The following is a 24,222-nucleotide window of genomic DNA, read 5'->3' as shown; positions in this document are numbered from 1 at the left end:
ACCATATTCAACCTGAGCTATCCATCTTAACATTGCCTTGCTCACTATTGAATCTTCAGTTCATAAAAAAAGCAACTGCTCAGTCGCAGTTGCTTAAATATATTGATTAAAACTCGTCCCAGCGTCCTTCATTTTTAGGTGTTACATCTTTTTTATAACGGCTTCCTTGTGAGTTAACGGAACGATAAGTCGGTCGAGTTTGCCCGTTGACTTGATAGTCATACGGTAAGACAATCCCTAATAAGAGATATAACCAAAATCCTGAAGACCCTAAGAAAAATAAGATGATCGTAATTACACGGACAACCGTTGGATCGATATTGAAAAATTCTGCAAGTCCACCACAAACCCCCATAATTTGTTTGTTTGTCGAAGATTTATAAAGACGTTTATTGTTATTCATACTCTCCATCCTTTCTACTGATTAAACTCATTATCTTTGATATAAATATCCCCTAAGCGTGTTTTTAATGTAGCCTCTAATCCATCATCTGCCGATAATTGATTGCGGCGAAGACGACTCGAGCGCATCTCCCCATCCACTTCGGATACATTCTCTTCTTCCGTGTCAGTCATCCGATACTTAATGTTACCGAATTGTGCTTTACTTTGAATATCGACTTTCATCGCTTGAGGCGTCGCCAACATAATATCTCCCGATTGCGTCTCAACTTTGATACGCGCAGGGTTGGTATCACGTTTGGTAATGTAACAATCCGCATGAACCGCGGTAATGGACGCATTGGTCAATTGACCGTCGATTGAAAAATCGCCATTCACTGTCTTATGGACAATGGTATCAATCTGGCTATCTTTAATATGGGTATCCCCATTGACTAAATCAATCGTTGCTTCACTACTTTGCGTTTTAGCAAGTTGAATATCACCGTTCGTTGAGTTGACTTTCAATTCCTCACATTCAACCGATGTCACATCAATATCACCGTTTACGGTACGAATATCAACCCTATCAAAACGTTTTTTTGGTAGCGTTAAGACGATATCGACTTGAATTTTTGGGGACGTTAAGGCAATCGCTAACTTATCTTCGGTAAGAATCACCCAACCGTTATCATAGAAATATTGTACATCGATTGATTCATCTTTTCCATAGATTGAACCAACTAATTTGAGTTCGATTTGATCATTCTCTCCCGCACTCACCATAACATCACCATTCAAATTATTAATATCAATCATTTGAATGCCTTCTGCGGGGTAATGGTCTGACACGTCAAATGGATTATCTTTAACCCATGGAACTTGAACGTTAACATTCCATTCTTTCATTTTAAAATTTTCCGCAAAATCTGTTGCCCAATCTTTGATCGATTTACTTAATTTTTCACCACCACGGCGGGCTTCATTAGCATAATAGGCTGCTTCTTGAGAAATACGGTCACTATCAATATCGATGACGCGTTTAAGGTCATCGCGCCAATCATATGAATCGTTAGTTTCCTCGTTTAATTCATCCAGTTCATCATGAATATCATCGATCTCATCATAAATATCTTCGATTTGATCTAATAGGTCTTCTTGTTGTTCGATCAATGCTTCTCGCTGTTCGATAAGCTCTTCCGTTAATGGATCGAGCTCGGACATAATATCAAATTCCCGAAGACGTTGTTGTAGGATTGTTTTCGATTCTTCAAGTGCCTTTAATTGTGTTTCTAATTCAGTGCGACGTTGATTTAATTCATCCTTCTTCAAATCTTCCATCGCGACTTCTGGTTCATTGTGTTCATCGGCATTCGTTGTATCTGAGGTGAATGGATGTTCCACCTCTTCAGTTTGTTGTCGAGAGGTAGGTGCTTGTTGTTGGACAAACTCTACGTCAGAAGCTTCTAACAAATCCAATGCTTCTTCTAAAGTGATAATGTTTTGTTTGACTAATTCGATAATACGCTCTTTTTTATTCATCACATTTCCTCCTAACTTGATGACTAGCTTAATTATATTATGACACGCTCGATGATTTAATTCATGGTACTCGAGACTGATATTGCATCCTATGGTAAAATTAAGCAAAGAACGATATTTCAAGAACAAATTGAGGAGGATAACGATGCAACCACTCATTGCAATTATTTCACCTGCCAAAACATTTACGGATGAAGAAGTTATTTCTTCTATATCCCTACCTATTTTTCAAAGAAAAGCGGATCAACTCATTCAACATTTAGCCACTTATTCGCCGAAAGAACTGGCACAACTCTACCGATCAAACGAATCAATTGCACTAACAAATTACCAACGCTTCCAAGACTGGGATGCCGTGCAGATGAGCCCTGCGCTACTGTGCTATAATGGACTGCAATTTAAAGCAATGCAAGCCGATGTAATGACCGAATCAATGTGGCGTTACTTAACAGAGCACTTACGTATATTATCCGCACTTTACGGGGTGTTGCGTCCTTTTGATGCGATTAAACCCTATCGATTGGACTTTAACTGCCAATTGCAATTAGATTCCAGCTCGTCTTTATATGACTTTTGGGGTGAAAAAGTGGCTCAAGCGTTATCACTTGATGGAGGAACGTTATTAAATTTAGCTTCCGCAGAATTCTCTAAATTAGTCCTACCATACTTGGACCGTTCAAAAGTCCAAGTCATCGACTTTGATTTCTATAAATACGACGTTGAAAAAGAACGCTATTACCAACCTGCTACGCTCGCAAAACAAGCGCGTGGCGCCATGGTCCGTTTTTTAGCAGAAAAAGAAGTGAGTGATCCGACCGAGCTTAAAGCATTTCAAGAACTAGGATTGTCCTTTGATGCTGAGCGCTCGTCAACCACTCACTATGTCTATTGCACTAAGTCATAATTATTGTTTTAAATACTGTTTTAAATATTGTCCGGTATAACTTTCTGGAACTTGGGCCACGGCTTCCGGTGTCCCAGTGGCGATAATTTCACCTCCACCGGAGCCTCCTTCAGGGCCTAAGTCAATAATATAATCCGCCGTTTTAATGACATCTAAGTTATGTTCAATCACAACGACTGTATTTCCCGCTTCAACTAGGCGGTCAATCACTTGCAGTAACTTCTTAATGTCATGCGTATGCAGTCCTGTTGTTGGCTCATCTAAGACATAAAGGGTATTCCCCGTCGCCACCCGTTGCAACTCTGAAGCTAACTTCATCCGCTGGGCTTCCCCACCCGAGAGCGTAGTAGCAGATTGTCCTAATCGGATATAACCCAGCCCCACATCGACAATGGTCTGTAATTTACGTTTGATTTTTGGATGCGCTGCGAAGAATTCTAACGCATCATCCGCTGTCATATCCAAGACTTGGGCGATGTTTTTGCCTCGGAATTTAATCTCAAGGGTCTCAGAATTATAGCGTGTCCCATGGCAAACTTCGCAAGGGACTTCGACATCCGGCAAGAAGTGCATTTCAATCTGCTTTACGCCGCCCCCTTTACAAGCTTCACATCGGCCACCTTTCACGTTAAAACTAAAGCGGCCTTTACTGTAGCCACGCATCTTCGCTTCATTCGTCTGAGCAAACAAGGCTCGAATATCATCGAAGACGCTCGTATAAGTTGCCGGGTTTGACCGGGGAGTCTTACCAATCGGACTTTGATCGATATCAATAATTTTATCCAAGGATTGATAGCCATCAATGGTATCAAATTGCCCCGGTCGTAACTTCGCCCGGTTCAACTTCTGTGCCAATGATGTCTTCAAAATCGAATTCACCAAACTACTCTTACCTGAACCTGAAACGCCTGTCACCACGGTTAGACGACCAATTGGAAAGGCAACATCCACATTTTTTAAGTTATTCTCTTTAGCACCTTTGATTTCAATCCAACCTAGGTCTTCTTGACGGCGTTCGCTCGGTACCGGAATTGATTCAATACCGGCGAGATAGCGACCTGTAATCGAGTCTGGATTAGCTTTAACCTCTTCGGGTGTTCCAGCCGCCACAATTTGTCCACCTAGCTCGCCTGCTCCTGGACCAATATCAATCAAGTAGTCCGCTTCAATCATCGTCTCTTCATCGTGTTCGACGACAATCAAGGTGTTCCCTAGATCACGCATCCGCTGAAGCGACTTCAATAATTTCGAATTGTCACGTTGGTGCAGCCCAATCGATGGTTCATCTAAAATATAGAGGACTCCCGATAAGTTAGAACCAATTTGAGTTGCTAATCGAATCCGTTGAGACTCACCGCCTGAGAGCGTTCCAGCCATCCGGCTTAGCGTTAAATAATCCAATCCCACTTCATTTAAGAACGTTAAACGGTCTTGAATTTCTTTTAAGATTGGTCGGGCAATGATCTGATCTCCGGACTCAAAAGTTAGTTGATTAAAGAAAGCTAGTGCTTCTCCAATTGATAATTCAGTCACTTCCGCAATATTCATTCCGGCAATCTTAACCGACAAAGCTTCATCCGTTAAACGTGCGCCGTGGCATTTCTTACACGTTAATTCTTGCATATATTCACGCATCACATCGCGCGTATAATCTGAATTGGTCTCGTGATAGCGGCGTTCTACGTTATTCATCACACCTTCAAACGGTTGCTCCACCGTCCGCGTCTTACCTGCCATGGTCTTAAAGGTAAACTTAAAGGCCGTCCCTTCTCCCCCGTATTTCAACTTTTCTTGCTGGTCTTTGGTCAATTCGTTATAAGGGACATCTGTTGGAATACCATATGATTTCGCGAACTGATCCAACATCGACGGATAATAATTCGAGCTGATTGGATTCCATGGAGCGAAGACACCTTCTTCAATGGATAAACTCGGATCTGGAATGACCAAGTCCTCATCTACCGTTAATTTGAAACCTAATCCATCACAAGCTGGGCATGAGCCAAACGGCGCGTTAAATGAAAACAAGCGCGGTTCTAATTCATCAATCGAAAAATCACACAATGGGCAGGCAAAATGCTCGTTAAAATACAACGGTTCCTCGCCGATGACATCCACGACCATATAGCCTTCACTCAATGTCAAGGCTTGCTCTACCGAATCGAATAGTCGGCTGCGAATGCCATCTTTAATCACGATACGGTCAACGACGACTTCGATCGTGTGTTTTGAATTTTTATTTAATTCAGGTACTTCGGTGACATCGTAGATTTCACCATCCACTCGAACGCGTACGAAACCTTCTTTATTGATGCGTTCAAATAATTTTACATGTTGTCCTTTTTTCTCACGAACTAAAGGAGCTAAAATTTGAATCCGGGTGCGTTCGGGTAATTCAAGAATCCGATTCACCATCTGTTCCGGGCTTTGTCGTTCAATCGGAATTTGGTGCGTTGGACAATATGGAACCCCGACACGGGCAAATAATAACCGTAAATAATCATTAATCTCAGTCGCTGTCCCCACAGTTGACCGTGGGTTTTGGCTCGTCGTTTTTTGATCGATCGATATTGCTGGACTGAGTCCATCGATTGAATCGACATCGGGTTTATCCATCTGACCTAAGAATTGACGCGCATAAGCCGATAAGCTTTCAACGTATCGCCTTTGTCCTTCGGCATATAATGTGTCAAAGGCTAACGAACTCTTTCCGGAACCAGATAGTCCAGTAACTACAACCATCGCATCACGAGGTATTTCAAGGTTAATATTTTTTAAGTTATGCGTTCGTGCACCTTTTACAATAATTTTATCTTGTACCAAGGCAATCGCTCCTCTCCTATCACATACCCTTCTATTATAACACACAAAGCAAACAAACGTTCGTTCAACGCTTCGCATAAAAAACCAAGTACGCTCGGTACTTGGTTCTATAATTGATTGGTTAGCTTAATTTAGTTGTAATTATTTAACGTCTTCCCAGTTTAAGATTTCGCCTAAGAAGATTTTACGAACATTTTCAATAGAAATATCTTCAAGTTCGTTTTCATTGTTAACAACTACCGCAATTCCGTCCATTGCAATGCGGTCATAATTTAATGTTTCGGCTTCTTCTTCTGTTAAAGCCCGTGAAGCCATACCTAAGTCAGCTGTTCCTTCTTGCGCAGCTTGGATTCCGGCAGATGATCCTGTCGCTTGGATGTTTACTGTAACACCGGTTAATGCTTTGTACTCTTCTGCTAAACGTTCCATAATTGGCGCAACAGAAGTTGAACCTACTACTTCAAGTGTTTCTTCAAGACCTTCACCTGGTGTGTATTCTTCTAATGAGTCAATAACACTTGCGCCTTCTTCGGCTTTATCTTCTTCGCCTTCTTTACTTGGCGCTACCGCAATGAAGCCTTCTTCTTCAACTAATGTTTGACCTTGTTTTGAGTGGATAAATGATAAGAAGTCTTCTGCTGTTGCAGATAATTCTTCACCCCATGCAACGTTGAATGGACGCGCAATCGCATAGTCGCCTGCATTGATATTTTCTGCAGTAGCTTCAACGCCATCAACTTTTAAAGCTTTAACGGATTCATCTAAAGATCCTAATGAGATATAACCAATTCCTGATGGATCATTTGATACCGCTTGGATAACACCACTTGTTTGATTTTGGATACTTGCATCCAATGTTGTCATGTCGTCGCCATTTTCATCTACGACACCGACAATTTCAACGAAAGCAGTACGTGTACCTGAACCGTCTTCACGAGAAATAATAGTGATAGGACCTTCTTGTGCATAAACTGATGCAAGGGCAGATACAGCAACACCAGCTGCGGTTAAAAATGATAAAGCTTTTTTCATATGAATCATTCTCTCCTTTAACAAAAACTACTTGGTTTTTAATTATTGACTGACATCATCATCAGTACACTGTTAGTGTAACAACCCATTATTAATTCTGAGTAAATTGAATGTAAAGGTTGTGTAAAGACGTATCCTTTCGCTTCATCAAAGAAGATGAATTGCACTCGATCTGGACAGATCAGATCTGTTATACTAATTGTACTTAGATAATAAAGAAAGAAGGTTGCATATGACTAATTTTGAACAGAGACTCATGAGCTCGCTTGGCCATAGTCTCGTAGACCCCCAACACTATACCCAATACTCATATGCACCTCAATTAATTATTAATCGGCATGAAGAAGGTCGGCATGTAATTACGAGTATTCAAGAATTACTGATGGAAGCAAATGAATTTGCTTTTAATATTGCCTTTGTCACCCAAGCTGGACTTGGAATGATTAAGACGCAATTAGCTGATTTTGCATTGCGAGGGGGCCATGGTAAAATTCTCGTTTCGCCCTACTTAAGTTTCAATCATCCCGCCACCTTAAGGGAATTATTAAAATTTCCCCAAGTCGAAGTAAAGATTGCAAATTCCAATCTAAATCATCACGCAAAAAGCTACTGGTTCAACTTAAATGGTTATCAAGTGTTAATAACCGGAAGTTCAAACCTAACCGATTCGGCCCTTAAAACGAACTATGAATGGAATGTCTCGCTAACTTCAACCCATAATGGACAATTTATTCAGGAAGCGATGACTGAATTCCGTGCCGTATGGGATCAAGCTTCTCATATTGATGAGCACTATATCCAAAAATATGAACAACTTCGGCAACCTCAAATTTTTTCAATCAAAAATAGATTGGGAACTGGAAAGAGTTCTGACCTTGATAAGACAAATCAAGCATTACCTTTAGAACTTATCAACGATCCGCTTACTCCCTATTATCCAGTCTCAATAAAACCTAACGCCATGCAACAAGAAGCATTGAAAGGACTCGATTCAATTCGTCACAGTGGAGCACATCGTAGTCTCGTTATTAGTGCTACTGGAACAGGGAAAACCTATCTCGCAGCTTTTGACGTAAAGCAATATCAACCTCGGCGAATGTTATTTATCGTCCATCGAGAACAAATCTTAAATCAAGCCTTGGATGATTTTCAACGTGTACTCGGTTTTTCAGCAGGGCAAGCAGCCATATACCGCAGTAATCAACCTGTTGATTCACATGTTCAATATTTATTTGCAACGATTCAATCGCTCTCGAGAGAAGATAATCTCCAAAGTTTCAGCCCGGATGATTTTGATTATATTTTAATTGATGAAGCACACCGTGCTGGGGCTCCCTCTTATTTACGTGTGATTGACCATTTTAAACCTGATTTTTTATTAGGAATGACGGCCACTCCGGATCGAACGGATGATTATAATTTATATGAATTATTTGATTATAATATTGCCTATGAGATCCGATTGCGTGAAGCACTGGAGGCTGAAATGCTGTCGCCATTTTTATATTATGGGGTCACTGAAATAATGTCCGACGGCAAGCTACTGGATGAGTTCACTCACTTTAATCAATTGACTTCTGATGAACGTGTCCGACATATTATTGAGAAGATTGATTATTACAGCTTTGAAGGACACCCCTCTCGAGGATTAATATTTGTCGGTTCCGTTGAAGAGGCCCGTACTCTATCGAATAAACTCAATCAATATGGCTTAAAAACAACTTACTTATCCGGTAAAGACCCGCAACCTGTTCGTCAAAGAGCCATCGAGCAATTGGAGTCAGGACAACTGGAATACATTTTAACGGTCGATATTTTCAATGAAGGGATTGATATTCCTTCGATTAATCAAGTGATTATGTTACGCCAAACTGCTTCCAGCATTATTTTTACACAACAACTTGGACGAGGACTACGGAAACATCCTTCAAAAGAATTTGTGACAGTGATTGATTTTATCGGCAATTATCAAAATAACTACTTAATTCCCATTGCATTATTTGGGGATCGCTCTTCTAACAAAGATAATTATCGTCGACAAATGAGTGATCTTAATCAAATCCAAGGATTAACGTCGGTTAATTTTGAACAAATTGCAAAAAATCAAATTTTCGCGTCCATTACCCAAGCGAAATTATCGAGCATCCAACATCTGAGAAAAAATTATTTAACCTTAGAGGAACGGCTTGGACGAACTCCTTGGATGATTGACTACTTAACGCAACAACAGATGGATCCAGCCGTTTTTTTCGAAAACCCGACCTTTAAAACATATGCGGATGTAATCAATAAATTCTCAAATTATGATCATATCACGCTCGATCCTCAATACCATGCCCTACTCGATTTTATGACCCGTGAATTACTCAATGGCAAACGTCCCCACGAATTGATTATTTTACGAGAGATTTTTAGTCGCAACGGGACTATTTATGAATCCGAGCTCCAAACGGTATTTAAAAAAGAAGGTGTCACATGGAATGATGCGTTACGTCAATCGGTTCACCGAATCCTCGACCTATCATTTTACACTCAAAGTGAACAGAAGCGATATCAAGGGCCAGTGGTCATTTACCGTAAGGGACAATACCAACTTGATTCACGACTCACTAATCTGTTCAATGATACGGCTGCCTTAAACGTCGCCAATGATATTATTCAAACTGGTCTGTATCAGTCAAAGCAATATCCCGCGGGCTATCAAGGTCAACTAGATATAGGTATGAAGTATAGTCGAAAGGATGCTTGTCGGCTGCTCAATTGGAACACTGATGAGAGTAGCACTGTTTATGGATATAAAACAAAACACGGCACTTGTCCAATTTTTGTAACCTATCATAAAAATGAAGATATCTCAGATTCAACGATGTACGAAGACCAATTCCGCAACCAACAAATATTTCAGTGGTATACCCGCAGCCGGAGAACGCTTGCTTCGAAAGAAGTTCAACAACTTTATCATAGCCAAGCTACGGGGCTACAAATTCACCTCTTTGTGAAGAAGGAAGATGCTGAAGGAAGTGACTTTTACTATTTAGGTCCGGTCCAAACTCACCCTGAATCATTTTGCGAAACTAAAATACCTGCAAATAATCAACTACTTGATATCGTTACGATGGACTTAATCCTCGAGACACCGGTTAAATACGACCTCTATCATTATTTAACACACACACTCCATACATAAAAAATAAGCTATCTACCTAATTACCCCAGGCAGATAGCTTATTTATTAAGGCTATTCTCGATGTTTCTTAATTATAGTATTTACGATGGGAATATCGACCGGAGCCCAATTAAAGTCAGCTAATTCCTCAACACTTACCCATCGAATTTCAGCATGCTCAAGCCTTTTTAATTCCCCACCTCGCAATGTAGCGTAATAGACTGTCATCGTTACCTGACCAAAATCATACTGATAAGACGCTGTATCGATTGCTTCATTCACTTCAATCGATAAATTTAATTCTTCTTGAATTTCTCGCATCAATGCTTCGGGTTCTGTCTCACCCGGCTCAATCTTCCCTCCAGGGAATTCCCACATTCCTGCTAAACTTTGGGTCGGACCGCGCTGGCCGATGAGGATATGACCGGTCTTTGGATCTACGATTGCGGCCCCTACAACCTTAATTTGTTTTACCATTTCAATATCACCTTTTCCTACTTCGTAACTTGGGACCAGTCTTCAATACCCCCAATAAAGATACCTCGGATATCTTCTAAGCTTAAACTCGTTAGCGGATTATCGGGGTTAACAATCACCGCGATGGTATCTTGAGCAATAATCGATGATTCTAATTTCTCATCTTCAGCTTCGCTTAATGCTCGAGAAGACATGCCAAAGTCTGCAGTCCCTTCGAGGGCTGCTTGAATGCCTGCTGATGAACCCGTAGACTGGATATTGACTTTTACGCCGGTTAATTCACTATATGCTTCGGCCAATTGCTCCAAGACAGGAGTGACAGAGGTTGACCCAACTAACTCAATCGTTCCTTTAAGAGATGAGTTTGCTTTATAATCTGGTAATCTGTTGACGATTGACTCACTATTATCCTCACTTTGCATCGATTCCTTTTCAGAAACTGCAATAAAACCAGCAGATTCTACAATCGTTTGTCCTTGCTTCGAATGAATAAATGAAAGGAAGTCAGTTTGTAAATCCGTTAATTCCTTACCCCATGTTAATAGAAATGGTCGAGCAATTGGGTAACTGCCATCATTCACTGTTTCTGGGGTAGGCATGACACCGTCTACCGCTATAATTTTAACAGAGTCATCAACTGAGCCTAACGAAATATAACTAATTGCTTGACGATCATTAGCAACGACTTGCATAGCGCCACTCGTTTGATTTTGGATATTCGCTTCAAAGGTCGTAATATCATCGCCCAGCTCATCGGTGACGCCCATAATTTGAGTAAAAGCTTGGCGCGTCCCTGAACCATCTTCGCGAGAAACAATGGTAATCAGTCCCGATTGAGCTGAAGCCGGTCGAATGGGGATAAATAATAAAATACTTAATAGTAAAGTAAAATATTTCTTCTGAATCATAATAGAGCCTCCTTGCATGTTCTACCTTTCATTATAGTCGGACTTCACCTTTGATGCCACCTTCAGCCTTGATTCAAACAAAAAAAGCCCACATAACTGTTGCGATCTCAAAAGTTAAATTTAGTCTAACTTTTGGGGCTCAACTTAAGCGAGGGGCTTCCTTTCTCTATAACCACACCTGTGATTTTTTGCTTACTTGTAGTGCATCAATAGAGTCATTAACCTTGCCCAAGAGTGGCAAGCCTACCAAAACAAAATACACCTCCTAAAATAGCTACTATCTTTATTTTCTACTTTAAGAGAATTATATTCTTTCATTTTTAATTTTTTGATTTTATCCATTGGTCTGCGTGATAAATTCCGCCTTCTTTATGTAAGCCATCCGCTAAATAAACTGACTCACCATCGTATAGATATAACTCTGCCTGGTCAATAATAAATGCCCATTTAATGAATCGATCTTCTCCCAGATCAACTGCAACTTGGCTTGGATCAACCATCGAAACCTTTGTATCCAATGGAAAAGAGCGATTAGTTTGTAAATGCATAGCTAAAATTTCTTGAAGGAAGTCATTCGCTGTCTCAAAATCAAAGGCAAAATCATTATGATCGACTAAATATTGATCAAAGGATTCTTGTAAGATTTCATAGCTATACTTTTCCACTAAGAAATGATCCTCACTCTCCTCCTCGAATCGTTCTAATTCCACTTGATAAGAAGTCTCTGAATCCAAACCAGTCAGATGATTCACATCGATATAAACACTACCTTCTGCCAAATAAAGACCGATGTTTTGGTAGATACGATACTTACGATAAGTTTCTCTTAAGTCATAAGCCATATTCGTATAGGGATATAGAGCAACCGGTTGCCCACTTTGTCCTAATAACACAACCGGCGAAAGGGTCTTACGAATCAATCCACCGAATAGTCCAACTTCTCCTTCCTTCAAACCGCCAGTCATAATAACCAAGTCGTTATAGATTGCTGGGCGTGACCGCACCTGTTCCTGGTCATCTGCATAAAAGCGTTGACCTCGGTTATCTTCATCTTGAACAAAGTAATATGCTAGGTTAAAAAGACCATCATCTTCGATGGATAAAATAATTTTTAAATCAACACCTAGCTCCTCTAAACGGAGATTCCCTTGGTAAAACCCCTGATAATCTGCTACTTCTCTAGGAGCTTGATAAGTTGAATCATCAGGATTCAGAATTTCCTCTGGGATGAAATTAGCTCGCTTAATACCATGGTTATGATGATGATCGACAAAAGAGGACTTGATAGATTGAATATGGTCAGGTAAGTCTTCTATCTCTTCTTCATTATGATCATGGTGGTGATGATGTCCATGATTGACGTGATCATCTTCACCTTCTGTCACGCCTTGAGAGGACTGAGCGACCTTTTCTGTTGAATCCTCAGTTGAAGATTCGTTCGCTTGAACCTGGATTAGACTATGAAAAGATCCCACCATTAAACTAAGAATCAGGGTGTAATTGACTATTTTTTTCTTCATGATTTCTCCTTCTAATGGGGCATAATGCCATCCACATACTCGAATTCTCGACCGGCGTGATCTAGTATCTTTTGTCCTGCTTGTTTGAAAGTGAAAAGTTCCTGACCGAATAGAAAAACTTGCCAGCCATCATCCACCTCAGTAACACTAGGGCTTGCAATGATAAAATAGTGATAGCCCGCTCTTTGAGTATAATAAATGCCAGGAATTTCCTGATTAAGTAGGTGGAGCACATCTTCTTGAGACATCTTTGGTTCAATTTGATTTAGGAGATTTTGATAAATTTCCTGTAAATCAAAAGGCAAGTTAAATTCTTCCATATAGACCTGTTTTACCGACTGGCTATAGGCGTTTAAGTCTGGATAAGGAAAAGAATGAAATTCCGTTAACTGGGCTAGATCCTCGTAACCTGCCAGATCTTCATCAATAGCTTCAAGGACCTTTACATAAACATACAATTCATTCTCTTTAAACACCAATCCTTCGATGGCATTGTCTTCTTGATTAATATAGTAACCTTCAAAGGGCAAATCCTTTAACTCCATGCCCTGAATTCTATGAGTTATACCCGCCGGCAATAGAACGAAAAGACATATCAAACTCTTGATAAAATTTTTGTACATAATTACTCCTTTAAACTAAAAAGCACAGGGTTCTAACCCACCCCATGCTTAAAGTCATCATTTTGTTGAGAAGGCTGAGTTATTCAGTAGCTTCTTCAGAAGATTCCTCTGAGCTTTCTTCTACAATTTCTTGTTCAGCGCTTTCCTCTTCAGAACTATCTTCACTTGATTCTTCAGATACTTCACTCGAGTCATCACCTGGTTGGTTAGTCTCTTCAGAAATGTTTTCTTGACTTGCATCAACCTTACCTGTGACCGTAATTTTGTCAACCTTTGTGTCGCCGCCTTCATAAAGACCCATAGCTGCGAGTAACTTGTATGCAATGTCGATATTTTCATAGTTTCCTTCAAACATAGCAGCACCAGCACCAATAGCATAAACAGGTACACGTTCTGGAGAGTGGTCAACGGTTGTAAAGGCTAGACCCGCTTTACGGGCAAGTAAACGTGTGGAAGCAATAGAGATTGGTAGGTATGAATGATACCCCTTGATAATATCTGATTGACCGGCATTACGTTCTTCAAATGGTAATTTAGATTGTTCGAAAGCATATTTTAATTCCTCTAATTCATAAGGAGTCACTAGCATTAAGTCTTTTTCTTCCACTTCACCTGCTTCTTCAGCCGCTTCGAGTTCACCAAAAGTCAACACATCTTCACTTGCTTCTAAGTCAAATACAAAACCAAAATTCGCTTCAAGAGTTGGTAGGAATTCTTCAAAAGTTAATTCTGGGTTAGCCTCTAGTAATTCAGCAAAAATGGTATCAAATTTTTTTTGAGAAACTTTTTGGTTATTTAATAAGTGGAAATAAGAGTTATAACCTGTTTCAGAGTTACCAATGGTAAAACCTCCGGTTGGGTGGTCAGCAGTTACAACAATCAAAGTTTCTTCTGGGTGTTCATAGTAGAAATCAACCGCTTCTTGGATAGCATTTTGGAAATCGATCACTTCTTTGACGGTTGTTGCTGCATCGTTGGCATGTTCTGCCCAGTCAATATTACCAGATTCAGTCATCATGAAGAATCCATTTTCATTAGTAGATAATACTTCTATACCTTTTGCTACCATATCTGCTAAGGTTTGTTCACCTTCTTCTTGGTCAATGGCGTATTTCATAGAGGAGCCATCCGCATCTGACATTACTTCAGAAGGAGCATATACTTTACCTGTTTCAGCAGTAATGGCTTCGAACTCTTCTTTGGTTTCTGCTACAGTGTATCCATTTTCTTCCATTACTTCATAGAGGTCTTTTTGGTCTTTATTATCGCCAGTACGACGACCTAAAGACCCACCTGCAAAGTAATCAAAGTTAGATAAAGCCATTTGTTCACCAATTTCGTAGTAATTACGACGGTGTTCTACATTAGCATAGAAGGCTGCTGGAGTCGCATGGTTTAAAGTAACGGTAGATAAAATCCCTACTGACTTACCATCGTTTTTTGCTTTTTCAGCCACAGATTCCGTCTGTTCAGTATAACCTGGTGTTAAACCAATCACATTTGAATCAATCTTAACACCATTTCCAAAAGCTGTTGCAGTTGCTGCCGAATCTGGCACATAGTGGTCAGCATCAGTTGGATTTTGCAAACCAATTACTGGGAATTGAGAGAAGTTTAAAGGTTGAGCTTGGGCTTGCCCTTTACCTTCATTTCCATTATCAGGTCCTAAGAAATATTCAGCCGCAGATACTGGAATATTTCCCATACCATCCCCAATAAATAAGAAGACATATTTGGCTTGGCTTTCACTAATTAAGCTTAAGTCTTCCGTGAGTGCTCTCCCTTCTTCTAATGCCACAACTGGTAATTCTGAAAATTGCCCTTCTTCTTGCTTGGCTAAGACCGCAACAGGGCTTAATGTTGATAAAACTAAAGCTGTTGACAAGGTCTTCAAGATTGTTTTTTTCATGTTCTCTATGCTCCTCTTTTTTTAATTTTTTGAAATACATATGATTTCATACTCATATTAACAACTCGAAGTAGTTTTTAGGTAAAACTACTGTAAAGTTACTGTAAATATTTTCTGTCATACATTTTCAAAAAAAGCAATACAACCCCAGCTGACTTAATCTCAAGACTTTTTGTCGGAATATTATTGGGCTTCATCTCATAATAAAACCCCCAGAAGTTAGATTTTTGGTCTAACTTTTGGGGGAAAGCTCACTTCATCGTGGGCTCACATAACTTTAGTCAAGTTCTACAATTTCGCCAGATTCCATATAGACAATGCGCTCGCAAATATTTGTCACATAGTCTCCCATACGCTCGAGCGCTTTGGCGATAATCACATAATCCCGTGCGATTTCGATACGGTCTTCATCTGTATGTGTCAGCATGAGATGATTTGTTTGATCATAAACTTCTTTCAGCAGTCTATCCACTTCATTATCGCGCAGTGCTACTTCTCGCGCTTTAGTGGCATCTTCTTGAATAAATGCTTCAATCGCATCAGATAACATCACTTTCACGATATCGGCCATTTGATTAATAATCTCATCAATTGCTGCTTCACGCACCATTGGGATATTTTGACGACGAATCACTGTCCCTGCAATATTACTTGCATGGTCAGCTAATCGCTCAATATCCGAACTGGCCAATAATACCGCAAAGACTTTACGTAAATCTGACGCAACAGGTTGTTGCAGTGCAATAATTCGGTAAGCCTCTTGTTCAATTTGAATGGCTAAAGTATTAATCTTTAAATCTCCATTAACGACTTCTTCAGCCAAAACTTGATCGTGTTGATTTAATGATTGAATGGCTTTGTAGATTGCTTCATTCGCCGCATTCGCAATATACGTTAAATGATCACGGTATTGTTCTAATTCATTTTGGAAAGACTTTCTCATGTCACTTCACTCCTTTATTAACCAAATCGACCCGAAATGTAATCGTCTGTTCGTTGATCTGTTGGATTGGTAAAGATAATCTCTGTATCATCAAATTCTATCATTTCTCCCGTTAAAAAGAAAGCGGTTTTATCGGAAATACGGGCAGCTTGTTGCATATTGTGTGTGACGATGACTACCGTGTAAGTTTTCTTTAATTCTTCAATTAACTCTTCAATCTTACCGGTCGAGATTGGGTCTAGAGCCGATGTTGGTTCGTCCATCAATAGAACTTCGGGCTGATTGGCAATTGCACGGGCTATACAAATTCTTTGTTGTTGCCCCCCTGATATCGCCGTAGCAGGCTTATCCAATTTGTCTTTAACTTCATCCCAAATAGCGGCAGACTTCAAACTTTCCTCGACGATTCGGTCTAATTCGGTTGAGTCTTTAATACCATGCGTTCTTGGCCCGTAGGCAATATTGTCGTATATACTTTTAGGGAAAGGGTTCGGATGCTGGAACACCATTCCAACTTGTTTGCGTAATTGGTTCACATCGTAACCTTTTTGGAAAATATCTTGACCATCAAGCAAGACATCCCCTTCCACGCGCGTGCCTGGAATTAGATCTTGCATTCGATTTAAAATTTTTAAAAAGGTCGATTTCCCGCAACCAGAAGGGCCAATTAATGCCGTTACTAATTTCTCCTCAATATCCATATTAATTTTGTGAAGAGCTTGGAAATCCCCATAGAAGAAATCTAAATCTTTAATTTCAAATTTATTTACTGGCATTTTATTTTCCTCCTTGGCTTAAACGACGACTGAGTCGGGTTGAAATGTAATTGATGACTAACACTAAAATAATTAACACGGTCGCAGTCGCAAAAGCTTCCTGTACATGTCGACCTTCACTAGATAAAACATACATATGCACGGCCAAGGTTCTACCTGAATCCGTTAACTTCGAAAGCATCCCTGACGACGAACCTAACGTGTATAGGAAAGCTGCAGATTCCCCAACAATACGTCCGATCGATAATATAATACCCGATAAAATTCCGGGCATCGCAACCGGAAGTACAACGGTAAAGATTGTACGAAGTTGGCCCGCACCTAATCCAAAACTAGCTTGCCTTAACGAATTATCAACTGCGCGTAATGCTTCTTCTGTTGATGAAATAATAATTGGCAAGATCATAATCGTAATGGTAATAATTCCAGCCCAATGTGAATAACCCCATTCCAGACGCGTCACAAAGAGCAACATCCCAAAAAGACCGTAAACAATCGAAGGGACCGCCGCTAACGTGTCGGTTGCTAAACGAATAATGGGTAGTATTTTATTATTTTGATTGGCATATTCTACTAAGTAAAAGCCTGTGAAAACACCAATAGGTCCAGCTATTAAAAGTGAAATCACAATAATAATCAATGTTGAAATAATCGCTGGCATCATCGAAACATTACTCGTTGTGTAATTCCAAGCGAAGATTTCCGGCGATAGCGCTGGAACCCCTTGCCATAAAATATAAGCAATAATGAATAGTAAAATTCCTAATGTAAATAAAGCCGCTCCCCAGATAAGTACGCGGGTTAAAGTCAATTTATCTTTCATTATTTTTTCACTCCTCTATTCTTAACTACCATAAAGATCGCATTTAAGATAATAATAAAGATAAATAGAACGACCGCTGTAGCAATCAAAGACTCACGGTGTCGGCCCGATGCGTACCCCATCTCTAACACAATATTCGTCGTTAAAGTTCGGACCCCTTGGTTCAATGAAGATGGAATTCTCGGTTGGTTCCCTGTTACTAAGATTACCGCCATCGTCTCCCCAATCGCTCGCCCAATTCCTAAAATAATCGATGAAAAAATCCCAGAACGAGCTGCCGGAACAACGACAGCCATCACTGAGCGATCATGATTTGCTCCTAATCCGATACTCGCTTGGTAATAAGATTTTGGCACTGATCTAATTGATGACTCAGATAGACCTATAATTGTCGGTAAAATCATAATCCCTAACAATACGGAAGCTGTAACCATATTCATCCCGGATCCTCCCATCACTTTTTGGAAGAAAGGTACCAACATCCGCAGGGCAAAGTAGCCATAAACAATCGAAGGAATTGAAGCCATTAAGTTGACAGCAGGTTTAACCAATCGATATAAATTTTTCGGACAATAGTAAGCCAGAAAGACCGCTGTTAAAACACCAATTGGAACTCCCACAATAACAGCCCCAATTGTGACAATAAAGGACCCAATAATCATCGGTCCAATTCCAAAGGATGGATTGGATGCAGTTGGCCGCCAAACAGTATTAAAAATAAAGTTACCAATGCCTTCTTCCATAATAAAAGGAAGGCCACCTTCAAAAACGAAATAAAAAATAAAGATAATCGATACAATGGACATGCAGGCACATATTAAAAATATATACCGCATCAATACTTCATTAAAATTCTTTTGCATACGAGCACACCTTGCTTTCTATCCGATGGATCTGTACTACATTCCTATTGTACGTGGCAATTGTAAATTTTATGTAAATATCTGGTAAAGTTTGCCTCGAATATATTACGAATCGGTCTGACTCTTAGATGTGAGTGGATCTATCGTTGATGGGTAATCGAACAAAAAAGGTTGCCCCTTTCCCCAACTGACTGTCGACCCAAATTTCGCCGGACAAGCTCGTCACCATATGACGCACAATTGATAACCCTAAGCCGGTTCCTCCTGAATGACGGCTGCGAGCTTTATCTACTCGGTAGAATCGTTCAAAGATACGTTCTTGCTCCTCGGGGGCAATTCCATAACCCGTATCTTTTATACTGATTACAACCGTCTCAGCTTCCCGTCGACAGTTGACTGCTACTTGACCATTTTCTTCAGAGTACTTGATGGCATTATCAATTAAGTTGATCAAGATTTGTTCTACCCATGGTCGGTGACTTGTTATAGTAATTGATGAATCAACTTTTGAAGCTATTTGAATCGCTTTGGCCTCAGCGATTGGCTGGAAATTCCCCACAATCATCGAAATAGACTCTGCTAAATCAAAAGTTTCTTGTGCTAACTCTTCGCCGCGTTCGGCTTGCGCTAAGCTTAAAATATCATTGGCAATTAACTCTAAACGATTCGCTTCTCGATCAATAATTTCTACAAATTGATAAGCCGCTGCTTCATCTTGCAACGCACCACTTAACAACGTCTCAGTAAATCCTTTTATCGCCGTAATCGGTGTCCGTAATTCATGCGAAGCATTGGTTACAAATTCAGATTGGACAGTTTCTAGCTGACGGACAGCTGTAATATCGTATAAAAGGACTAACATCATCGGGCGATCTCCCTTTTTCAAGCGGTCCGGCAAAATCGTTACATCAATCTGTTTAAAAGTTGGAACGTACAATTCAATTTCCCGATGCAATGTCACTTCATGTTGCTTAGTTTGTTGGATCATTTCAACTAAAGTACGACTCTTAATTAAAACTTGATAATGTTGATGCAATAAAGGCGTATCAATCGCTAATAATCGCGCTGCAAAGGGGTTCATCAACACAACTTTCCCCGATGGATCCAATTGGATGACTCCGAGATTGAGATGATTAATTAAAAGTTGGAGCTGATTTAACTTCGAGTGTAGTTCAGATACTTCTTCATGCTTCCTATGAACTAGCTGATGGATAGACTGATCCAATCGGTCCATTGCAGGATAGCCAACCGGTTGATACTGATAATCTCCATCTTCTTCCATCGTATTTTGAAGACGGACAACTAAACTTTGTATCCACTGAACGATTAGATAACGATAAACCATAAAGAGTAACACCAAGCCTAACCCTATAAGCCCTATCATTCCATAGCGCAACCAATATTCTTTTTGAAACTGGTTTTTTAATACATAGTTCGGATAAAATTGATAATAATACCCTTGCGCTTGTGGTAAATTGAACGGAACACGTATTAAAACGCCGTCCCGATCTCGCTTAATCGCTTCATCCTGATCCTGATACCGTTCAGATGGGATTTCACCATAAGTTGTTCCATTTAGTAATTGCACACCGCGCTGAATTCGCTTATATACCGGAAGTTCTTTTGCAAGGTCACTTTCCAAAGCTTGCTCCATTGGAAGGTTTAATTGTTCGATACGTTCACCTTCATTTTTAGTTTGTTCGAAGAAATAGTGATTCATCCAACGATACGATTGATCATTAAAGCCTAAAGCAATTAGGATAATAAGCAGTAGCAACATACCATAAACTAAACGAATTTTTCTACGTACTGGGAATGTTACGGACTGGCTCATACGCTAGGCACCTCAAATTTATAGCCAAATCCCCTAACCGTCTTAATATATTCCGGCTTTTTTGAGTTGCGTTCGATTTTTTCACGTAAATGACTTATATGAACATCGACAATACGAGATTCCCCGGCATAATCAAACTGCCAAATATTACTTAATAATTGCTCGCGACTTAATATTCTACCTTGACGCTTCGCTAAATAAACAAGTAATTCAAACTCTTTAGGGGTTAATTCAACCCAATCTGAACGAACTTGAACTTCATAGCGATCTTCGTAAATCGTAATATCTCCAGCTTGAATAATATTATCTTCTGAATTCTCTGTGTCATTATTAGAATCATTCATCGCTGTTTCCTTGTGTTTCCGGGTTGTATCGGAGCGACGGAGAATGGCTTTAATTCGCGCAATTAATTCTCGTGGACTGAATGGTTTGGTCACATAATCGTCCGCTCCTAATTCAAGCCCGATGACTTTATCATACTCTTCACTTTTAGCCGTCAATAAAATAATCGGTGTTTCAACACCTTCTTTACGAACGGTTCGACACAATTCAACCCCATCCATACCTGGTAACATAACATCCAACACAATCAAGTCAAATGTTTCTTTATGAATCTTTTGATAAGCTTCTCGTCCGTCAGAAGCCAGAGTTACTTGAAATCCGGCTTGTTTTAAATTGTATTCAATCAGTGTTAAGATTGCTGACTCATCGTCTACTACAAGTATCTGTTTCATCGTGCTCTCCTTTATTTCATATTACATTTAATATAGCAAATGACGCCTTAAACAACAATTTACATCCCTATTTTATCTCTTACAGTGAAAAAAGTAGACCCCAAAAGGTCTACTTTCTCTCTTATTCAATCAGTCGGCCTACCGAGCGTCTTGCCCCTAATATACCGAGCAAGATACCAGAGATTAGAAGCACGATAATAATATAGCTCATTAAAGGCCACATTGGCGTTAATTGTAACAATCTTAAGTCATTATATTCAATCGCCACATTATGGAGTGCTTGGTAAGCTAAGTATACACACCCCGATGCGACTGCTCCCCCAAATAATCCGATAAAGGCTCCTTCATAGATGAAAGGTGCTCGAACATACCGGCGATGTGCGCCGACCAATTGCATAATTTCAATTTCAGTTTGACGTGCTTCAATAGTAATTCGAATTGTATTCGAGATAACCACTAAGGCAATGACAACAAGGACCGCCGAAGCAAAGGCCATCCCGATGCGAATATAATTTAAGACTTGCAAGAGATTTTCAGTGTCAATTTCACCATAATTCACCTCTTTAGCATACGGAAGTTGCTTAATTTCATCGGCAATCGGCTCGATTTGCGAATTATCACGGACACTTACTAAGAAAACATTATAGAGCGGATTATTATCGCCGAATACTAACTTGAATTCTTCAATCGACTCAACCAATTCATCCAGCTCATCTTCTTTTGAACGGTAAGTCACTTGTTCTACATCTGGGATTTGCTTGATAGCTTCTCCTAATTCATCAATCTGTTCCTCCGTAGCAGTCAGATCGATATGTACTCGGATATTAACGCCTGCTTCAATATCGTTCGTAATATTATCGACGTTGCTCATAATAAACATCAAACTTCCCAACGTAAACAGCGTTAGAATCATCACAATTAATGAGGCCACTGTCATCCAGCCGTTACGAAATAGATTGCGAAAACCGTCACGAATATGGCGGGTAAAATTACGTAAGAAAATCATCATTTCACCCCTCCTTGCGTATCCTTAACAATCCGACCATGCTCGAGTGATACAACTCGATGTGGGAACTGTTCCACTAAGTTCAAGTTATGTGTCGCCATCAAGACGGTCGTTCCAGTCTGATTAATGCGTTCCAAGAGACGGACAATTTCTTGACTGTGCGCCACATCTAAGTTCCCGGTCGGTTCATCAGCTAAGAGTATTCTAGGTTGATTCACAATTGCTCGGGCAATCGCAACGCGTTGTAATTCACCGCCCGATAATTGATCGGGATATTGATCGCGTAAAACCGCAATATCTACCCATTGCATCACTTCTTCGACTCGTTTTTGAATGGCTTTGCGACTTGCCCCGGTGGCTTCCATAGCATAAGCAATATTCTCGAAGACCGTCAAGCGCGGTAAAATCTTATAATCTTGGAAGACGATTCCTAAGCTACGGCGCAATTCAGCCACTCGTCGACGGCGCAAACGGTGTAACTTAAAGGTTCCAACGGTTACTTTCCCAGTCTGTGGTAGTTCTTTAAAGTATAATAATTTCATCAAAGTCGATTTGCCAGAACCACTTTTTCCCGTTAAATAGACAAATTCTCCTTGTTCGATTCTTAAATTAATATGATCTAGCGCTACAACACCATTATCGTAGCGTTTGGTTACATTTTCGATGAGAATCATAATTCAACTTCCTTTCTCGCTGAAGTCTCTAGTATAACGAGGTTGTATCACAAATTGATTTCATTTCGATACCAATTATTCAACAGACCATTTCAAATAAGCTTCGACAAAATCATCGATTTCTCCATCCATGACTTTATCAGCATTTCCTATCTCATAGGAAGTCCGATGGTCTTTCACCATCGAATAAGGGTGGAAGACATAGGAGCGGATTTGCGATCCCCAGGCATTGTCCTTTTGCTCCCCTTTAATTTCTGCAAGTTGTTCCGCTTGTTCATCCAACTGACGTTGGTAAAGTTTTGCTTTTAAGAGGCTCAATGCTTGTTCACGGTTTTGAATTTGCGACCGTTCAGACTGACTTTGGGTAACAATCCCTGTTGGTAAGTGCGTAATCCGGACGGCTGAATCCGTCTTATTAATATGTTGTCCACCCGCTCCACTCGCCCGGTAGGTGTCAATCCGCAAATCGTCTGGCATAATCTCAAGTTCTATCGAGTGTTCAATAATCGGTGTCACTTCGACCGACGCAAAGGACGTATGACGGCGACTATTGGAGTCAAACGGCGAAATCCGTATCAAGCGATGGACGCCTTTTTCAGATTTCAATAAACCAAACGCATTGTAACCTTTAACTTCTAGTGTCACACTTTTCAAGCCAGCTTCATCGCCACCTTGATAATCAATGACGTTCACCGTTAAATCATGCGAATGGCAATACCGAGTGTACATACGAAGCAACATCTCTCCCCAGTCTTGGGATTCTGTTCCCCCGGCTCCCGGATGGATCTCAAGGATTGCATCATTACTATCATATTCTCCTGATAACAAGCGCGCTGTCTCAAAACGCTCAACTTGTTGAGAGAGTGTATGAATCATTGTTTCAACTTCTTGATATAACTCTTGATCTTGCGTCTCACGATATAGCTCCAACCCGCATTCCACTTCGGAATACTGATCGATCAAACCTTCAATTTGTGAAAGACGTTCTTTTTCATGATTAAGTTGTTGTGTCACCTGTTGAGCATGCTCATTGTCATCCCAGAAAGTCGGCTCCAACATCTCTGCTTCATAGTGGTCGATCGCTTCTCTAATTGCAACTAAGTCAAAGGGACCTCCTAAAGTCCACTAGACGTTCGCCTAAATCTGAAAAAAGATTTTCAATCTCATAGAGTTCCATCCTATTCTCCTCCATTCGCTTTTTCAGTCATTACCTCGCTACATTGGTGATTAAAAATCGATGCTGAATTCAGAGGCCAAGCAAGTTGAGTGGTAATCTCACTTCCT

General features: G+C 40.2%; 20 protein-coding genes. 2 read left to right on the top strand and 18 right to left on the bottom strand.

From position 1 onward, the window contains the following. Positions 1–106: 106 nt before the first annotated feature. A complete protein-coding gene (locus tag CYJ57_RS01305; RefSeq protein WP_101953758.1) occupies positions 107–403 on the bottom strand; it encodes a PspC domain-containing protein in 297 nt (98 codons plus the stop codon). A 14-nt stretch (positions 404–417) separates the two neighbouring features. Then, positions 418–1,923, bottom strand: a complete 1,506-nt coding sequence (locus CYJ57_RS01300) for a DUF4097 family beta strand repeat-containing protein (RefSeq protein WP_180764348.1) — start codon at positions 1,921–1,923, stop codon at positions 418–420. A 145-nt stretch (positions 1,924–2,068) separates the two neighbouring features. On the opposite strand from CYJ57_RS01300, the gene yaaA reads away from it, so the two are divergent. After that, on the top strand, positions 2,069–2,827 hold the full coding sequence (gene yaaA, locus CYJ57_RS01295) for a peroxide stress protein YaaA (RefSeq protein WP_180764347.1): 759 nt from the start codon (positions 2,069–2,071) through the stop codon (positions 2,825–2,827). Here yaaA and uvrA read toward each other — a convergent pair whose 3' ends face one another. Next, a complete protein-coding gene (gene uvrA / locus CYJ57_RS01290; RefSeq protein WP_101953755.1) occupies positions 2,828–5,650 on the bottom strand; it encodes an excinuclease ABC subunit UvrA in 2,823 nt (940 codons plus the stop codon). A gap of 141 nt (positions 5,651–5,791) precedes the next feature. Next, on the bottom strand, positions 5,792–6,682 hold the full coding sequence (locus CYJ57_RS01285) for a substrate-binding domain-containing protein (protein ID WP_006701718.1): 891 nt from the start codon (positions 6,680–6,682) through the stop codon (positions 5,792–5,794). 232 nt (positions 6,683–6,914) lie between these two features. Here CYJ57_RS01285 and CYJ57_RS01280 point away from each other — a divergent pair, with 232 nt between their 5' ends. Beyond that, positions 6,915–9,869, top strand: a complete 2,955-nt coding sequence (locus CYJ57_RS01280; RefSeq protein ID WP_101953754.1) for a DEAD/DEAH box helicase — start codon at positions 6,915–6,917, stop codon at positions 9,867–9,869. 51 nt (positions 9,870–9,920) lie between these two features. On the opposite strand, the gene CYJ57_RS01275 is transcribed toward CYJ57_RS01280, so the two are convergent. The 14 genes from CYJ57_RS01275 to prfB form a co-directional block, all read right to left on the bottom strand. Next, the gene (locus CYJ57_RS01275; protein WP_006701716.1) at positions 9,921–10,325 is read right to left on the bottom strand and encodes a (deoxy)nucleoside triphosphate pyrophosphohydrolase; all 405 of its coding nucleotides are present in this window, start codon (positions 10,323–10,325) and stop codon (positions 9,921–9,923) included. A 17-nt stretch (positions 10,326–10,342) separates the two neighbouring features. Next, a complete protein-coding gene (locus CYJ57_RS01270; protein ID WP_101953753.1) occupies positions 10,343–11,233 on the bottom strand; it encodes a substrate-binding domain-containing protein in 891 nt (296 codons plus the stop codon). 320 nt (positions 11,234–11,553) lie between these two features. Next, positions 11,554–12,753 carry a hypothetical protein gene (locus CYJ57_RS01265; protein WP_101953752.1) on the bottom strand — a complete coding sequence of 400 codons (1,200 nt, stop codon included), beginning with the start codon at positions 12,751–12,753 and terminating at the stop codon, positions 11,554–11,556. Positions 12,754–12,764: 11 nt separating this feature from the next. Continuing rightward, positions 12,765–13,376 (bottom strand): hypothetical protein, encoded by a 612-nt coding sequence (locus CYJ57_RS01260; RefSeq protein ID WP_101953751.1) that lies wholly within the window; start codon positions 13,374–13,376, stop codon positions 12,765–12,767. A gap of 79 nt (positions 13,377–13,455) precedes the next feature. Then, the gene (locus CYJ57_RS01255) at positions 13,456–15,285 is read right to left on the bottom strand and encodes an alkaline phosphatase (RefSeq protein WP_101953750.1); all 1,830 of its coding nucleotides are present in this window, start codon (positions 15,283–15,285) and stop codon (positions 13,456–13,458) included. Positions 15,286–15,562: 277 nt separating this feature from the next. Next, the gene (gene phoU / locus CYJ57_RS01250) at positions 15,563–16,228 is read right to left on the bottom strand and encodes a phosphate signaling complex protein PhoU (protein ID WP_006701711.1); all 666 of its coding nucleotides are present in this window, start codon (positions 16,226–16,228) and stop codon (positions 15,563–15,565) included. A gap of 17 nt (positions 16,229–16,245) precedes the next feature. Continuing rightward, positions 16,246–17,004 carry a phosphate ABC transporter ATP-binding protein PstB gene (gene pstB, locus CYJ57_RS01245; protein ID WP_006701710.1) on the bottom strand — a complete coding sequence of 253 codons (759 nt, stop codon included), beginning with the start codon at positions 17,002–17,004 and terminating at the stop codon, positions 16,246–16,248. A 1-nt stretch (position 17,005) separates the two neighbouring features. Continuing rightward, complete coding sequence (pstA, locus tag CYJ57_RS01240; RefSeq protein WP_006701709.1) at positions 17,006–17,827, bottom strand: phosphate ABC transporter permease PstA; 822 nt, start codon at positions 17,825–17,827, stop codon at positions 17,006–17,008. After that, entirely contained in the window at positions 17,827–18,690 is an 864-nt protein-coding gene (pstC, locus tag CYJ57_RS01235) for a phosphate ABC transporter permease subunit PstC (RefSeq protein ID WP_006701708.1), read from the bottom strand. Before pstC ends, pstA begins: the two co-directional genes overlap by 1 nt. Before the next feature lie 124 nt (positions 18,691–18,814). After that, positions 18,815–20,524: a sensor histidine kinase gene (locus CYJ57_RS01230; RefSeq protein WP_101953749.1), complete on the bottom strand. Its 1,710-nt coding sequence runs from the start codon at positions 20,522–20,524 to the stop codon at positions 18,815–18,817. Continuing rightward, positions 20,521–21,258, bottom strand: a complete 738-nt coding sequence (locus tag CYJ57_RS01225) for a response regulator transcription factor (RefSeq protein ID WP_101953748.1) — start codon at positions 21,256–21,258, stop codon at positions 20,521–20,523. Before CYJ57_RS01225 ends, CYJ57_RS01230 begins: the two co-directional genes overlap by 4 nt. Positions 21,259–21,379: 121 nt before the next feature. Next, on the bottom strand, positions 21,380–22,267 hold the full coding sequence (gene ftsX, locus CYJ57_RS01220) for a permease-like cell division protein FtsX (RefSeq protein ID WP_244896564.1): 888 nt from the start codon (positions 22,265–22,267) through the stop codon (positions 21,380–21,382). Continuing rightward, complete coding sequence (ftsE, locus tag CYJ57_RS01215; RefSeq protein WP_101953747.1) at positions 22,264–22,938, bottom strand: cell division ATP-binding protein FtsE; 675 nt, start codon at positions 22,936–22,938, stop codon at positions 22,264–22,266. Before ftsE ends, ftsX begins: the two co-directional genes overlap by 4 nt. 75 nt (positions 22,939–23,013) lie before the next feature. Further along, positions 23,014–24,115, bottom strand: a protein-coding gene (gene prfB, locus CYJ57_RS01210) for a peptide chain release factor 2 (protein WP_244896563.1) whose coding sequence is annotated in 2 segments (ribosomal slippage) — positions 23,014–24,042 and positions 24,044–24,115 — 1,101 coding nt in all. Because the reading frame shifts where the segments join, the coding sequence is not laid out codon by codon here. Positions 24,116–24,222: the final 107 nt, after the last annotated feature.

The organism is Falseniella ignava, assembly GCF_002847645.1.
GTDB lineage: Bacteria > Bacillota > Bacilli > Lactobacillales > Aerococcaceae > Falseniella > Falseniella ignava.
The sequence above is the reverse complement of the archived record's forward strand: the minus strand, read 5'-3'. Positions and strand labels throughout refer to the sequence as shown.